At 70.4% G+C, this 14,616-nt stretch carries 13 protein-coding genes; 4 read left to right on the top strand and 9 right to left on the bottom strand.

From position 1 onward, the window contains the following. Positions 1–11: 11 nt before the first annotated feature. Positions 12–1,352: a citrate:proton symporter gene (locus WAE60_RS00700; protein ID WP_337684389.1), complete on the bottom strand. Its 1,341-nt coding sequence runs from the start codon at positions 1,350–1,352 to the stop codon at positions 12–14. 143 nt (positions 1,353–1,495) lie between these two features. Here WAE60_RS00700 and WAE60_RS00695 point away from each other — a divergent pair, with 143 nt between their 5' ends. From WAE60_RS00695 to WAE60_RS00680, 4 genes are all read left to right on the top strand, one after another. Continuing rightward, entirely contained in the window at positions 1,496–2,242 is a 747-nt protein-coding gene (locus WAE60_RS00695; RefSeq protein ID WP_337684388.1) for a GntR family transcriptional regulator, read from the top strand. A gap of 152 nt (positions 2,243–2,394) precedes the next feature. Next, positions 2,395–4,548, top strand: coding sequence for a TonB-dependent receptor (locus WAE60_RS00690; protein WP_337684387.1), 2,154 nt, complete (start codon positions 2,395–2,397; stop codon positions 4,546–4,548). Between the two features lie 97 nt (positions 4,549–4,645). Then, on the top strand, positions 4,646–5,893 hold the full coding sequence (locus WAE60_RS00685) for a glycerate kinase (protein ID WP_337684386.1): 1,248 nt from the start codon (positions 4,646–4,648) through the stop codon (positions 5,891–5,893). Then, positions 5,890–6,966: a tartrate dehydrogenase gene (locus WAE60_RS00680; protein WP_337684385.1), complete on the top strand. Its 1,077-nt coding sequence runs from the start codon at positions 5,890–5,892 to the stop codon at positions 6,964–6,966. The genes WAE60_RS00685 and WAE60_RS00680 overlap by 4 nt, the downstream gene beginning before the upstream one ends. Positions 6,967–7,006: 40 nt before the next feature. Here the strand turns inward: WAE60_RS00680 and WAE60_RS00675 are convergent, their stop codons facing one another. The 8 genes from WAE60_RS00675 to WAE60_RS00640 all read right to left on the bottom strand — a co-directional run bounded on the left by WAE60_RS00675 (position 7,007) and on the right by WAE60_RS00640 (position 14,615). Beyond that, on the bottom strand, positions 7,007–8,008 hold the full coding sequence (locus tag WAE60_RS00675; RefSeq protein WP_337684384.1) for a phosphoglycerate dehydrogenase: 1,002 nt from the start codon (positions 8,006–8,008) through the stop codon (positions 7,007–7,009). Beyond that, the gene (locus tag WAE60_RS00670) at positions 8,005–8,751 is read right to left on the bottom strand and encodes a class II aldolase/adducin family protein (protein ID WP_337684382.1); all 747 of its coding nucleotides are present in this window, start codon (positions 8,749–8,751) and stop codon (positions 8,005–8,007) included. Before WAE60_RS00670 ends, WAE60_RS00675 begins: the two co-directional genes overlap by 4 nt. Beyond that, on the bottom strand, positions 8,748–9,071 hold the full coding sequence (locus WAE60_RS00665) for a DUF4387 domain-containing protein (protein ID WP_029915061.1): 324 nt from the start codon (positions 9,069–9,071) through the stop codon (positions 8,748–8,750). The genes WAE60_RS00670 and WAE60_RS00665 overlap by 4 nt, the downstream gene beginning before the upstream one ends. Beyond that, entirely contained in the window at positions 9,071–10,456 is a 1,386-nt protein-coding gene (locus WAE60_RS00660) for an acyclic terpene utilization AtuA family protein (RefSeq protein ID WP_337684381.1), read from the bottom strand. Before WAE60_RS00660 ends, WAE60_RS00665 begins: the two co-directional genes overlap by 1 nt. A gap of 122 nt (positions 10,457–10,578) precedes the next feature. Beyond that, positions 10,579–11,601 (bottom strand): amidohydrolase family protein, encoded by a 1,023-nt coding sequence (locus tag WAE60_RS00655; RefSeq protein ID WP_337684378.1) that lies wholly within the window; start codon positions 11,599–11,601, stop codon positions 10,579–10,581. Between the two features lie 97 nt (positions 11,602–11,698). After that, a complete protein-coding gene (locus tag WAE60_RS00650) occupies positions 11,699–12,643 on the bottom strand; it encodes a LysR substrate-binding domain-containing protein (protein WP_337684377.1) in 945 nt (314 codons plus the stop codon). Continuing rightward, positions 12,643–13,533, bottom strand: coding sequence for a DUF1932 domain-containing protein (locus WAE60_RS00645; RefSeq protein WP_337684374.1), 891 nt, complete (start codon positions 13,531–13,533; stop codon positions 12,643–12,645). The genes WAE60_RS00650 and WAE60_RS00645 overlap by 1 nt, the downstream gene beginning before the upstream one ends. Beyond that, entirely contained in the window at positions 13,530–14,615 is a 1,086-nt protein-coding gene (locus tag WAE60_RS00640) for a 4-oxalomesaconate tautomerase (RefSeq protein WP_337684372.1), read from the bottom strand. The genes WAE60_RS00645 and WAE60_RS00640 overlap by 4 nt, the downstream gene beginning before the upstream one ends. Position 14,616 lies beyond the last annotated feature (1 nt).

Below are 14,616 nucleotides of genomic sequence, written 5' to 3'. Positions count from 1 at the left end.
CGAGGCCGCCGCTAGCCGGCGACCAGGGGCACGGCTCCCGTCAGGAGGGCTGCGCCCAGCACCAGCAGGCAGATCAGCACCGCCCACTTCAGGGCGAACCGCTGGGCGTCGGCGACGTCCACGCCCAGCAGGCCGCACGCCAGGTAGATCGGCGCCAGCAGCGGGCTGAGCGCGTGGACCGGCTGTCCGATCAGGGAGGCGCGGGCGATGGCCTCGGGCGCGATGCCGTAGTGGGCGGCGGTCTGGGCGATCACCGGCACCACGCCGAAATAGTAGGCGTCGTTCGACATCACGAAGGTCAGCGGCATGCTGGCCAGGGCGGTGATCGGCGCCAGGAACGGTCCGATGTTCGGCGGGATGACCGACAGGGCGGCGGTGGCCATGGCGTCGGCCATGCCCGTGCCGTTCAGGATGCCGGTGAAGGCGCCGGCCGAGAAGATCAGCACCACCACATTGACGACGTTGTCGGCATGAGCGGCGATCCGCGCCTTCTGCTCGCGCAGGTTCGGATAGTTGATCGTCACGGCGACGGCGAACGCGCCCATCATCAGGACGGGCAGCGGCGCCAGGCTCAGGATCATCCCCAGCAGCAGGCCCACGGTCAGGACGAGGTTCAGCCAGAACAGCCGGGGCCGGCGGAGGGCGGCGGCCTCCGTGTCGGCGGGCGGCGCGAGCGCGACGACGGGCTGGTCGGCGATCGTCGCGCCGGGCGCGGCTCCCGCCAGGCGCCGACGCTCGGACCGGCCGAACAGCCAGGCCAGGCCGTAGACGCCGGCGAGCCCGGCGATCATCGCCGGCAACAGGGGCAGGAAGACCTGGGCCAGGTCGGCATGAACGGCGCTGGCCGCGCGCGCCGACGGTCCGCCCCAGGGCACGAAGTTCATCAGGGAATTGGTCGAGCCCAGCAGGGTGGCGAGGATCAGCGGGTTCATCCCGACCTTGCGATAGACGGGCAGCATGGCGGTGATGACGATCAGCGCCGTCGTGGTGCCGTCGCCGTCCAGCGAGACCACGGTCGCCAGCACGGCGGTGCCCAGGGCGATGCGCACGGGGTCCTCGCCGACCGTGGCCAGCACCTTCCTCACCAGCGGATCGAACAGGCCCGCGTCCATCATGATCGCGAAGTAGAGCACGGCGAAGGCCAGCATCAGCGCGGTGGGGGCGACCTGCAGGACGCCCTTGATCATCATCGGGCCCAGCCCCGCGCCGGCGCCCGCAATCAGGCCGAACAGGATCGGCACCAGCAGCAGGGCGGCGATCGCCGACATGCGCTTGGTCATGATCAGCGTCATGAAGGTCATGACCATGGCCAGGCCAAGGAAGGCCGGATTCAGGAAGATGCTGGGCGTCACGTGGAGGTCTCCGTCGGCGATCGGCCGGGGGCGGATGGTTGAATGAGGGGGACGCGCGGCGCCGGATGATTGTATCGCTCCGGGGGATCGCTCACCGTGGGGCGACAGGAAGATTCTCGGAGCATGCGATGGCGGGGGCGAAGATGACGGACGGCGCCGAGGCTTTGGCCGATCCCCAGAACACCGAGCCGGCCACCCATACGGTGCTGACCCGACTGCGCGAGATGATCGTCACCGGCGAGATCGCGCCCGGCACGCGCCTGCGCGCCGAGGCCCTGGCGACCCAGCTCGACGTCTCGCGCACGCCGGTGCGCAGCGCCCTGGCCGTGCTCTCGGCCGAGGGGCTGGTGCTCTACAACATGAACCGGGGCTACACCGTCCGCGCCGTGACCCTGGGCGACATCTACGACTCGATCGAGGTGCGCGCGCGGATCGAGGGCCTGGCCTGCCGGCTGTCGATCGAGCAGGGCTGGACCGAGGAGGGGCTCCAGCCACTGGACGAGCTGGTGGCGCGCGGCCGCGCTATCGTCGATCGCGGCGAGTGGTCCGAAGCCATCGAATACGAGTGGTACGACTGCAACTGGATCTTCCACCGCCGGATCCATCACGCCGCCAACAACCTGGTGCTGCGCCACGCCATGCGGATGACGATCCTCTATCCGGTGTTCGGCGACGCGGTGCGGGTGTCGCCGACGGTCGCGGCCCATGTGCCGCCCCGCGCGCGCCAGATCGCGGCGACCGTCCCGCCGCACATCGTTCAGTCGCAGGCCGATCACGAGAACCTGCTGGCGGCGATCCGCGCGGGGGATGGCGAGGGGGCCGAGCGCCTCATGATCGAACACGTCCTTCGCACCAAGGCGCGCATCCTCGCGATCGCGACCCTTCGCTAGGGAACCTGCCGCCCGCATCCTCCATCGTCAAGGATCACATTCAAACAGACATAAAATTGGATGCAATCTGTTGACCGACAGCATCCAGGCTGTCTATCGTCCCGGCATCCCCGCTGAGACGGGGTTCAATAATGACCCCAGGGGAGGGCGATATGGTCTCGATGAGCCGCAAGGTGCTGGCGTGTGGCGTCGCCGCGACGGCGCTGATGTCCGCCGGTCACGCGCTGGCCCAGGCCGCGTCGGCCGACAACGCCATGCTCGACGAGGTGGTCGTCACCGCCCAGCGCCGCAGCGAACGCCTGCAGGACGTGCCGGTGACCGTGACCGCCTTCGGCGCCGAGCAGGTGAAGGAAGCCCGGATCCGTGAGATCGACGACGTCTCCAGCCGCACGCCGGGCCTGGAGTTCGACGCCTTCCCGGCCTCGCAGCCGCGCATCGCCATCCGCGGCATCGGCTCGACCGACCGCGGGGCCGCGGGCGATCCGAGCTCGGCCGTCTTCCTCGACGAGATCTATCTGGGCCGCCCGGCCATGGTCGCCTTCGACGCGTTCGACGTCGAGCGGATCGAGGTGCTGAAGGGACCCCAGGGCACGCTGTACGGCCGCAACGTCGTCGGCGGCGCGGTCAATGTCGTGTCCAAGCGCCCGAGCCTGACCGGCTTCGACACGGGCGTCGAGGCGACGGTCGGGAACTACGACCGGTTCGAGGGCGCGGGCTTCGTCAACGCGCCCTTCGCCGACGGAAAGGCCGCCGTGCGCGCCAGCGCCGCCTGGCGCAAGCATGACGGCTATGTCGACAACACCTTCACCGACGGCTCGCTGGAGGACCAGGACACCCTGAGCGGCCGGTTCCAGGTGGCGGCCGAACTCAGCCCGACCTTCCGCGTCCAGGCGGGCGTCGACGGCACGCGCGACCGCGGGACCGGTCCCGGACAGCACGTGCTCGATCTGGATGACAGCAGCCCGTACGCGGCCTTCTGGACCGTGGATCGGGATCGCGACCATTCGGCGGGCTCGATCGACGGCCACCAGGACCGCGACACCTGGGGCCTGCGCTTCCAGGCCGACTGGGACCTGTCGTTCGCGACCCTGACCTATCTGGGCTCGTACCGCGACCTCGACTACGACGCCTATTACGACTTCGACGGCGGCAACCCGTCGACCAACTTCATCGGCATCGAGGGCGGCAACGCCGAGACAAGCGACGCCTCCAGCCACGAGCTGCGGCTCTCCTCCCTGCCGGACAGCCCGGTCCAGTGGGTGGTCGGCCTCTACAACTTCAACAGCGACACGCACCGGACCGACACCCTGGTGCTCGACATCGGCGGGGCCGGAACCGAGGTCTTCACCCAGGACGCCCAGCTGAAGAGCTACGCGGTCTACGGCGACGTCACCGTGCCGGTGGGCGAGCGCTTCGCGGTGATCGGCGGCCTGCGCTACTCGAAGGACAAGAAGGACTACCGCGTCGACGACCTGGCCGGGGACTCGCTGTTCCGCGCCGAGGGGCCGTTCGACGTCTCGTCCTCGGCCTCGTTCGACGCGGTGACCTGGCGGACCGGCGTCAACTTCCAGCCGGACAAGAACAACCTGTTCTACGCGATGATCTCGACCGGCTTCAAAAGCGGCGGGTTCCAGGACCTGCCGGCGACGGCGGAGGAGGCGGGCGACGCGTTCGATCCCGAGCACGCCACCCAGTACGAGCTCGGCCAGAAGAGCACCTTCCTGGGCGGCGCGCTGGTCTGGAACAACACCCTCTACTGGATGGACTACAGCGACCTGCAGACCCGCCGGACCGTGCCCAGCGGCGCGGTGGTCACCGACAACGCCGGCGCGGCCACCATCAAGGGCTACGAGACCTATCTCAGCTGGCGGCCGTTCCACGGCGCCAAGCTGGTGGCGTCCTACGGCTACACCGACGCCAAATTCGACGAGTACGAGGCCGAGCCCGGCGTCAGCTACGCCGGCAACCAGATCGCCCGCGTGCCCAAGCACAAGGTGGTGCTGTCGCCCTCGTACGACTGGTCGCTGGCGGGCGGCGGCGCGGTGCGCTTCGCGATCGACTACCGCTACGAAAGCAGCATCTGGGACGACAATTCCAACGAGGGTCCGGAACGGCGGTCGCCGACCAATTTCTATGACGGCCGTATCGTCTACACCGAGCCGCACGACCGCTGGTCGCTGTCCCTGTGGGGCAAGAACCTGAGCGACGAGGTCACGCGCACCTTCCAGGGCTCGTTCCTGGGCGCGAACTTCGGCGCCTACGCCCCGCCGCGCACCTTCGGCGTGACCTTCAACTGGACCCGCTGACCATGACCTCGAGCGGATCGGGCGCGCGTCATCGACGCGGCCCTGGTCCTTCCCTGGCCCCGGGGTGCTGATGCAGCCCGGGGTCCTTCTTCGCGCCATGTTCGACGCCGCGGTCGACGCCGCCTCGCCGGCGTCGCGGCTGCCGTCGTTCCTGCCTGACCCGCCGCGCGGGCGGACGATCGTGGTCGGGGCGGGGAAGGCGGCGGCGGCGATGGCGCGAGCCGTCGAGACGCACTGGCCCGAACCGCTGTCGGGCCTGGTGGTCACACGCTACGGGCACGCGATCCCCTGCGAGCGCATCGAGGTCGTGGAGGCCGCCCACCCGGTGTCCGACGCGGCCGGGGCGCGGGCGGCTCAGGCGATCCTGGAGCGGGTGAGGGGGCTCACCGAGGACGACCTGGTGCTCTGCCTGCTCTCCGGGGGCGGCTCGGCGCTGCTGGCGGCCCCGGGGGAGGGCGTCACCCTTGCCGACAAGCAGGCGGTCACCCGGGCGTTGCTGAAATCCGGCGCGCCGATCGGCGAGATCAACTGCGTGCGCAAGCATCTTTCGGCCATCAAGGGCGGCCGGCTGGCGCTGGCGGCCGCGCCGACCAAGGTGGTCACCCTGGTCATCTCCGACGTGCCCGGCGACGACCCGGCGGTGATCGCCTCGGGCCCGACCCTGGGCGATCCGAGGACCTCGGCCGAGGCCCTGGCGATCCTCGAGCGTCGGCTGGACACCGTACCCGACGCCGTCCGCGCCTGGCTGCTGGATCCGCGCAGCGAGACACCCGGGCCGGACGCGGTTCGCGCCGACGTCCGGATGATCGCCACGCCCGCCAAGTCGCTGGAGGCCGCCGCCGCCGTCGCGCGCGAGCACGGCTACACGCCGGTGGTCCTGGGCGACCGGATCGAGGGCGAGGCGCGAGAGATCGCGGGCGAGCACGCCGATCTCGTCCAATGCCTGATGGCCCTGACCCGGCGTCGACGCGGCCGCTGGGCGGTCCTGTCCGGCGGCGAGACCACGGTGACCGTGCGCGGCGGCGGTCGCGGCGGGCGCAACGCCGAGTTCCTGCTGGCCCTGGCCGTGGCGCTGGACGGCCTGCCCGGCGTGCACGCCCTCGCCGCCGACACCGACGGCATCGACGGCTCCGAGGACAACGCCGGCGCCGTGCTGGGGCCTGAGACGCCGACGCTGGCCCGGCGGCTGGGCCTCAACGCCCGCGACCGGCTGGACGACAACGACGGCTACGGCTTCTTCCAGGCGGTCGGGGGGCTTGTGGTCACCGGCCCGACCCTGACAAACGTCAACGACTTCCGGGCGATCCTGATCGATCCGTCCGTCGCTTCCCGAGAGTTCCGATGAGCACCAACCGCACCTACCGCATCGCAGTCATCCCCGGGGACGGGATCGGCAAGGAGGTCGTGCCCGAGGGCCTGCGCGTGCTGGACGCCGTGTCGGCGAAATACGGCTGCCGGTTCGAGTACGACCACTTCGATTTCGCCTCCTGCGACTACTATCTCCGGCACGGCCAGATGATGCCGGACGACTGGAAGACGCTGATCGGTGGTCATGACGCCATCTTCTTCGGCGCGGTCGGCTGGCCCGAGACGGTGCCTGACCATGTCTCGCTGTGGGGCTCGCTGATCCAGTTCCGGCGCGAGTTCGATCAGTATGTGAACCTGCGCCCCGTGAAGCTGATGCCGGGCGTGCCCAGCCCGCTGGCCGGGCGCGGGCCGGGCGACATCGACTTCTACGTCGTGCGCGAGAACACCGAGGGCGAATACTCCTCGATCGGCGGGAAGATCTTCCCCGGCACCGAGCGCGAGGTGGTGGTGCAGGAGACGGTGATGACCCGCATCGGGGTCGACCGCGTGCTGAAATACGCCTTCGACCTGGCCCAGCGCCGGGAGAACAAGCATCTCACCTCCGCGACCAAGTCCAACGGCATCTCGATCACCATGCCCTACTGGGACGAGCGGGTGGAGGCGATGGCGGCCAGCTATCCGGACGTGCGCTGGGACAAGTACCATATCGACATCCTGACCGCGCATTTCGTGCAGCACCCCGACTGGTTCGACGTGGTGGTGGCCTCCAACCTGTTCGGCGACATCCTGTCGGACCTGGGCCCCGCCTGCACCGGCACCATCGGCATCGCCCCGGCGGCCAACATCAATCCGGAGCGGAAGTTCCCTTCGCTGTTCGAGCCGGTGCACGGCTCGGCGCCCGACATCGCCGGACAGTGGATCGCCAATCCGGTGGGACAGATCTGGGCGGCGGCGCTGATGCTCGACCATCTGGGCGAGCGCGAGGGGGCGGCGGCCGTGGTGAGCGCCATCGAGGCGGTGCTGGCCAACCAGGCGCTGCGCACCCGCGACCTCGGCGGCCCGCTGGGCACGGTGGCCTGCGGCGAGGCGATCGCGGCGGCGGTGCGATAGGAGGAAGGTCGGGGTCCCCTCCACGGGGACCCCGGATGGGCTAGCGCCGGCGTCCGTCGGCGACGACGCAGCCGGGGGCCGGATCGCGGCCTTCCAGCACGGCCACCACCGACTCCGCCGCGACCTTGTTGGTTCGGTCCAGGCCTTCGCGGGACGAGGCGGCCGCGTGCGGCGTGGCGACCACGTTGGGCAGGGCCAGGAGCGCGTCGGTGACCGGCTTCAGGGCCGGGTCGCTCTCGCTCATGAAGGTGTCCAGGCCCGCGCCGCCCAGGCGGCCGCTCTTCAGCGCCTCCAGCAGGGCGGCGTCGTCGACCAATCCGCCGCGCGCGGTGTTGATCAGGATCGCGCCCGGCTTCATGGCCGCCAACGCCTCGGCGTCGATCAGCAGGCGCGTCTCGGACGTCAGCGGGGCGTGCAGGGTGACGACATCCGACCTGGCCAGCAGCGTCGGCATGTCCAAATAGGTGACGTCGTTGGCGGCGGCCCAGGCGTCGTCGCGGCGGTTGCCGGCGACCAGCACCTCCGCCTCGAAGCCGCGCAAGCGCTGGACGACGCTGCGGCCGATGCGGCCGGCGCCGACGACGCCGACGGTCTTGCGGTACAGGTCCGAGCCCATCAGGATCGACCAATTCCCGGCCAGCATGTTGGCCTGCGACTCCCGGAAACGGCGACCAACGGCGAGCATCAGGGCGATGGCGTGGTCGGCCACCGAGGCGTCGTTGCCGCCGGCCGCGATCGCCACGACCTTGCCGAGATCGCGGGCCGCCTCCAGGTCGACGCGCTCATAGCCGACGCCCCGGCGCGAGACGATCTTCAGGTCGGGCAGGACGGCCATCAGTTCGCGGGTCACGCGGGCATGGCCGACGATCCAGCCGTCCGCGTCGGCGAGCAGGGTCTCCAGCTCGGCTTGGGTGAAGTCGCCATCGCCCTTGCCCGGCGGCAGGTCGGCGACGGCCACCTCGCAGCCGTGGGCCTGGAGATAGGCGACGGTCGCGTCGTCGAAGAAGCGCTGGGTGACGACCACCCGTCGGGAGTCCGTCATGCGGCGTAGCCGGGGGTCACGCGGTCGAGCTTGCGCAACAGAGCCGGCCAGACCAGCAGGTCGGCGACGAAGCCCTGGCCCTGGCTCTGCTGCTCGACCACGGCCTGCACCGGATCGGCGGGCAGGCGGACCGTTCCGCCCTGGGCCGCCACCTGCATCGCGCAGGCCCGCTCCAGGAAGTACATCTGGGTGAAGGCCTGGGCCACCGTGCGGCCGACCGTCAGGGTGCCGTGGTTGCGCAGGATCATCACGTCCCGCTCGCCCAGGTCGGCGACCAGGCGCGGGCGCTCGTCGTGGTCCAGGGCCACGCCCTCGAAATCGTGGTAGGCGACGCGGCCGTTCAGCAGCATGGCCGTCTGGTTCAGCGGCAGCAGGCCTTCCTCCTGCGACGACACCGCCGTGCCCGCCACCGTGTGCAGGTGGATGACGCAGCCGGCGTCCTCGCGCGCCTCGTGGATCGCGGAATGGATGGTGAAGCCGGCCGGATTGACCATCGCGGTGTTCGGCCCGATCGCCTGGCCGTCCAGCCCGACCTTCACCAGCGAACCGGCGGTGATCTCCTCGAACATCCAGCCGTACGGATTGATCAGGAAGTGGTGCTCCGGCCCCGGGATACGCGCCGAGATGTGGGTGAAGACCAGGTCGTCCCAGCCGAACAGCGCGACCAGGCGGTAGGCGGCGGCCAGGTCGACGCGCAGGCGGGCCTCGGCGTCGGCGGCGGTCTCGGCGGTTAGGGCGCTCACGCGACCGTCTCCGCGTCCAGCTCGACGTCCAGCAGACGCACGTACTGCTGGCCCGCGTGCATGTCGCGCTCGACCATGCCGCCCTGCGCGGTGACGCGCGGGTACGAGATCTTCACGACGTGCAGGCTTGGCACGGCGAAACGCTTCACCAGCGTGGGGTCGGCGCCGTAGAGCCGCGCGAACAGGTCCGGCCCGAGGGCGGCGCTGTCGTGATAGCGCCGGAAGTTCGCCTCGCCGTCGAAGAACAGGTCGACCGTGACCCAGAAGGGGCCGGCGTTCTTGGACCGCACATGGCGGCAGACGTCCTTGACCGTGGTCATCACGCGGCCTCCTCGTTGCGAAGGTCGATCCAGACGGTGCGGACCAGCTCCAGCGGATCGTCGACCTCGACCACGTGGTTGAGCTTGAATTCGAAGACCGGGCCGCGATCGATGTCCGCCGGGCTGAAGGCGAAGCCGTAGCTGGGCAGCTCGCGGTCCATGAACAGCGGGTAGTGGAAGAAGTACGGGTTGCAGGCCTTGGCGATCTGCGAGGCCATCTCCTGGGTCTCGGCGGTGGCCACGAACAGCACCCCGACCTCGCGCGGCGGCGGCGTGCCCTTCGGCGGCCTCTCGCCCGAGAGGGCGTTCCAGCCGTATAGCCGCAGCGAGATGTGGAAGTCGCCGGCCGCCGCGCCGATGGTGGCGTGCACCCGCTGGTTCAGCGCCTCCAGCAGGTTGTCGTGGAAGGTGTCGATGTCGGCCAGGACGTCGGGGTCCTGGATGCCGATCAGCATGACCGTCTGGAACCGGCTGGCCGCCGCGCCTTCCAGCTTCAGGGTGTAGGGCATGGGCTCCCACACCGAGCCGGTGACCTTCACTGACCGTTTGTCGGCCTGGGTGTAGACGGCTTGGGTCACGTCCAGCACGCCGCCCGGCTCGGTCAGCCGGAACGGGTCGCTGTTCTCGTACAGCATGTGGGCCGAGACGCTCTCGGGATCGCACCAGTTGTCGAGGCTGAGCGGTTCGACCTCGAAGCCGTCGTCGCCGATGCTGATCAGCACGCCGGCGCCCTTGTTGCGCACGGCCGTGGCCTGGGCCCCGCACTCGGCGATCTTGGCCGCGTGCCAGGACGGGCCGGACGGCGCGCCGTGCAGCAGGGCGAAGCAGGCGATGACGGCGGTGTCGGTCGTGCGGCCGCCCAGGATGATGTCGGCCCCGCCGCGCAGCGCGGCCATGTAGGGCTCGGGCCCCATGGCGGCGACGATGTGCTCGCAGGAGTCGATCGTGGCGTCGTCGAGCGGGCCCAGCGGCGGCAGGGGCCGGATCTTGCCGGCGGCGTTGCGCGCCTTCAGGTCGGCCTTGTCCTGCTCGGAATAGAGCAGGGCGATCTTCGGGCTGATCCCGAGTTCGCCGGCCACCTCCAGCACGATGTCGCGGGTCCAGTCGACGTTGCGGTCGCCGCCGGCCTGACCGCTGGTGCCGATGATCAGCGGGATGCCCGCCTGCGCGCCCGCCTTCATCAGGATGGTCAGGTCGCGCTTCACCGAGCCGCGGTTGTTCTTCGAGATGCCCAGCGCGAGATAGGCCGCGCCGCTGTCGGTCGAGCCGGCGTCGGTGGCGATGGCGCGCGCGCCCTGGGCGACGCCGTAAGCGACCTCGGCTTCCAAGGCGCCGGCCCCGAGGGAGCCGGTCGGAACCAGTATCTTGATCGGGCCGTCGCGCATGCCAGTCCACCGTCGTCAGCGCCCGAAAGCAGGCGTGACACCGGACTACAATGCATGAATGCAATCGGTCAATATTTTGGATGCAAAATGTCGTTCCGCATCTGGACGCCGATCAGGCCGGCCTACCGTCCCTGCCGTTTCAGGATCGCGTCCAGGCGCGGATAGACCCGGCGCGCGTTGAGCTCGAACACCTTGCGCTTGTCGGATTCGGGGATCGGCAGGGCGTCGACATAGCGCTTGGTGTCGTCGAAATATTGTCCCGTCTCCGGATCGATCCCGCGCACCGCGCCGACCATCTCCGAGCCGAACAGGATGTTGTCGATGTCGATCACCCGGAACAGCAGGTCGATGCCCGGCTGGTGGTAGACGCAGGTGTCGAAGAAGACGTTCTTCATGACGTGGTCGCGTAGGAGCGGCCTCCCCAGCATGTCGGCCAGGCCCCGATAGCGGCCCCAGTGATAGGGGACCGCCCCGCCGCCGTGCGGGATGATGAAGCGCAGGTCGGGGAAGTCGCTGAAGAGGTCGCCTTGCAAGAACTGCATGAAGGCCGTGGTGTCGGCGTTGATGTAATGCGCGCCGGTGGCGTGGAAGGCGTGGTTGCACGAGCCGGAGACGTGGACCATGGCCGGGACGTCCAGCTCGACCATCTTCTCGAAGAACGGATACCAGGACCGGTCGGTCAGCGGCGGGGCGGTCCAGTGGCCGCCCGAGGGGTCGGGATTGAGGTTGCAGCCGACGAAGCCCAGTTCCTCGACGCAACGCTCCAGCTCGCCGATCGAGCGCTCGATCGACGCGCCGGGCGACTGCGGCAGCTGGCAGACCCCGACGAAGGTCTCGGGAAAAAGATCGACCACGCGCTTGATCAGGTCGTTGCAGCGGCGGGTCCAGGCCCGGCTGACGGCCTCGTCGCCCACGTGGTGGGCCATGGTCGAGGCGCGGGGCGAGAAGACCGTCATGTCGGCGCCGCGCTCGCGGATCAGGCGCAGCTGGTTGTTCTCGATGGTCTCGCGGATCTCGTCGTCGGAAATGCGCGGATAGGCCGGATCGATGTCGCCGCCGACCTTGAAGGCCGAGGTCTGCGCCTCGCGCCAGGCGTCGTGGGCGGTCGGCGCCGTCGTGTAGTGGCCGTGGCAGTCGATGATCACCGCTCAAACCTCGAGATGTCGTGCAAGCGCCTTAGCGGCGGTCGTCCTCGGAGATATCAAGCAACGCCCGGCGGCCGTTATAACTTATGCCGGGCGCCTATAACCGGTTCGCGAGGCGGTTCTCGATCTCGCCCACATAGCCGCGCGCGGCGTCGACGAAGGCCTGGGCGTTGCGCAGCAGCTGGGTGTCGCCGCGCCGGATCAGGCCTGCGGGACGGGGGCGCTGGGGGATGTCCAGGGGCAGGAGGCGGACCGCGCCGCGCAGCAGGTCGCCCGCCAGCAGCATGTGCGGCATGACCGCGACATTGTCGGTGGCGTAGAGGATCTCGCGGATCATCGCCGCCGAACTGGAGCGCAGCGGCTGGCGCGGCTCGACGGCCATCTCGGCCAGGAGGCCGTCGATCTCCCGGCCCACGCGCTGGGACACCGTGGGCAGGACGAGCGGGTAGCGGGTCAGGGCCGTGGCGGTGTCGAGCCCTTCGGCGAAGATCGGATGGTCGCTGCGGGCCAGCACCGAGATCGGCTCGGAATAGAACGGCGTGCGGATCAGGCCGTCGTCCTCGGGCATGGGGTAAAGCTGGCCGATGATCAGGTCGATCTCGCGCAGGGTCAGCAGCGAGATCAGCTCCTCGGTCCGGCCTTGGGTGACCCGCACCTCGATGTCGGGACGGGCGATCTTCAGGCGCGCCAGGGCGCCGGGGAGCACGCCGGCGGCCGCCACGGGCAGGGCGCCGACGATCACCGGACCGCCGTCGCCGCCCTCCAGCGCGTCCAGGTCGTCCTCCAGGCGACTGATCTCGGACAGCAGCCGGCGGGCCGAGGCCGCGACCGTCAGGCCGAACGGCGTGGGATCGACGCCGCGCGCGTGGCGGTCGAACAGGCGCGCGCCGACGATCTCCTCGATCTCCTGCAGGCTCTTGGTCAGGGCCGGTTGGGACAGGCCCAGGGCCTTGGCGGCCTGCAGGATGCTCTCGTGCGTGATGATCGCATCGATCACCCGCAGGTGGCGGAACTTCAGGCGCTGTTGGAGATAGCGTCGCACTAGGACTTCCGGCAGCTGGACAAGGCTGTTGTCCGCTCGGCGATGGAGTCGAGCAAGTCCTCCAGGCGACCGAAGGGTTCGCCGGTCAGCCCCAGCGCGCCTTGGCGGGCCTGGACCTCGACGGTTCCGCGGGTCATCGGGGCGTCGAGGCCGGCGGCGGCCAGCATCCCCGCGGCCTCGGCCATCTCTTCGCTGCGGCGCTTGCCGTGCACCAGCGGACGGGTCAGCAGGTAGCGCGCCAGGGCCGGCCAGTCGGGATGGGGCAGGGTGTTGCCCAGCGAAGCCAGCACCTCGGCCTCCACGCCGTAGTGGCGCGCGCTGGCCAGGCTTTCGGTGACGATCGCCTCCAGTCCCTTCACGAAGATGCTGCGGGAGAGCTTGATCGCCGAGGCGCGGCCGATCTCCTCGCCGGCCGGGGAGACCGAGAAGCCGAGCGCGTCCAGCAAGGGCGCGACGGCGGCGGCGTGGGGGCCGCCCAGGAGGATCGGGGTCTGCAGGCGCTTGGGGCCGATCGGCGCCATGACCGCGCCCTCGACATAGCGGGCCTTGCTCCCGGCCAAAGCGTCGGCCTCGGCCTTACGGGTCTGCGGTGAGACCGAATTGAGGTCCAGGAACCAGGCCTGGTCGAGGTGCGGCCTTGCGGCGCGGGCGACGTTCAAGGCCTCGCCGGCCGTCACGGCGCTGATGACGAGGTCGCGCCCCGCGCAGGCCTCGGCGAGACCGGACGCGACCCGCGCCTGGTCTTCGGCGGCGGCGCGGGAGGGCGGGGAGGCGGGATCGGCGAACAGGCGGTCGTGGACGACGATGTCCGAGACGCCGCGGGCGACGAGGTCGGCGTGCAGGATGCGGCCGACCTCGCCGTACCCGATCAAGGCCTGGCGCAGGCTCATCGGTGGCCGTCCCAAACGGACGCCGGCACGAACACCTGGCCGGCCATCAGCAGGCGCGCCGTGCGCAGCAGGGCGGCCGAGACGACCTCGCCGTCGGGCGACAGGCTCAGCAGGGCCGCGAACTCGCCGGTCGGGTGTTCGACACTGACGGCGACCTCGCCCGACAGCGTGGGCAGGACCGCGACCGACGCCGCGACCGAGCCGGGCAGGCAGGCGGCGGTGGCGACGCTGACCGCGCCGAACACGCCGATGGCCTTGTGCACGGTGTGCGGGATGAAGCTGCGGGTCGACAGCGCGCCGCCGGCGAGGGGCGGCGAGACCAGGGCGACCTTCGGCACCGTCGTGCCGGAGACGTCGCCCAGGTTCATGCGGCGACCGGCCTCCAGCCGGATGGCCTCGACCTTGGCGCGGAGAGCGGCATCGGCTTCCAGGATGGCCGGCGCCTCGTCGCCCCGCACGCCCAGGTCGGCGGCGCGGACGATCACCACGGGCATGCCGTTGTCGATGCAGGTGACCGCCACGCCCTCGATCGTGTCCACGACCTCGCCCGTCGGCAGCAGGGCGCCGCAGGAGGAGCCGGCGACGTCGGCGAAGACCAGCGGGATCGGCGCCGCCGAGCCGGGGACGCCGTCGATCCGGCAGTCGCCGTCGTACGCCACCCGGCCGCCCGGGGTCTGGATCCGGGCCGTGGCCAGGCCGTCGGTGTTGCGCATGAAGATGCGCACGTCCGTTCGGGCGGGACCGGGCGTCACCAGGCCGCGCTCGATCGCGAAGGGGCCGACGCCCGCGAGGATGTTGCCGCAGTTCTGGCGATCGGTGACGGCGGCCTCGGCGACCGAGACCTGAAGGAAGAGGTAGTCGACGTCGGCGTCGGGCCGGGCCGAGGGCGAGATCACCGCGACCTTGCTGGTCAGGGAGTCGGCCCCGCCCAGGCCGTCGATCTGGCGCGGGTCGGGCGAGCCCATGGCCGCCAGCAGGACGCGGTCGCGCAGGGCGGGGTCGGCGGGCAGGTCGGCGGCGTTGAAATAGAGGCCCTTGGAGGTGCCGCCGCGCATGACCAGGCAGGGGATGGCGGTCTGCATC

Origin of the sequence: Caulobacter sp. CCG-8, from assembly GCF_037402475.1 — a bacterium.
In the GTDB taxonomy this organism is placed as follows: Bacteria; Pseudomonadota; Alphaproteobacteria; order Caulobacterales; family Caulobacteraceae; genus Caulobacter.
Note: the sequence above shows the minus strand (reverse complement) of the source record. Positions and strands in the feature narration are given on the sequence as shown.

What these genes read in the sequence shown, in the direction of transcription:
- WAE60_RS00695 (WP_337684388.1), top strand. Translation starts at nt 1,496, where the DNA reads ATGACGGACGGCGCCGAGGCTTTGGCCGATCCCCAGAACACCGAGCCG.
- WAE60_RS00690 (WP_337684387.1), top strand. Translation starts at nt 2,395, where the DNA reads ATGGTCTCGATGAGCCGCAAGGTGCTGGCGTGTGGCGTCGCCGCGACG.
- WAE60_RS00685 (WP_337684386.1), top strand. Translation starts at nt 4,646, where the DNA reads ATGTTCGACGCCGCGGTCGACGCCGCCTCGCCGGCGTCGCGGCTGCCG.
- WAE60_RS00680 (WP_337684385.1), top strand. Translation starts at nt 5,890, where the DNA reads ATGAGCACCAACCGCACCTACCGCATCGCAGTCATCCCCGGGGACGGG.
- WAE60_RS00675 (WP_337684384.1), bottom strand. Translation starts at nt 8,008, where the DNA reads ATGACGGACTCCCGACGGGTGGTCGTCACCCAGCGCTTCTTCGACGAC.
- WAE60_RS00665 (WP_029915061.1), bottom strand. Translation starts at nt 9,071, where the DNA reads ATGACCACGGTCAAGGACGTCTGCCGCCATGTGCGGTCCAAGAACGCC.
- WAE60_RS00660 (WP_337684381.1), bottom strand. Translation starts at nt 10,456, where the DNA reads ATGCGCGACGGCCCGATCAAGATACTGGTTCCGACCGGCTCCCTCGGG.
- WAE60_RS00645 (WP_337684374.1), bottom strand. Translation starts at nt 13,533, where the DNA reads ATGAGCCTGCGCCAGGCCTTGATCGGGTACGGCGAGGTCGGCCGCATC.
- WAE60_RS00640 (WP_337684372.1), bottom strand. Translation starts at nt 14,615, where the DNA reads ATGCAGACCGCCATCCCCTGCCTGGTCATGCGCGGCGGCACCTCCAAG.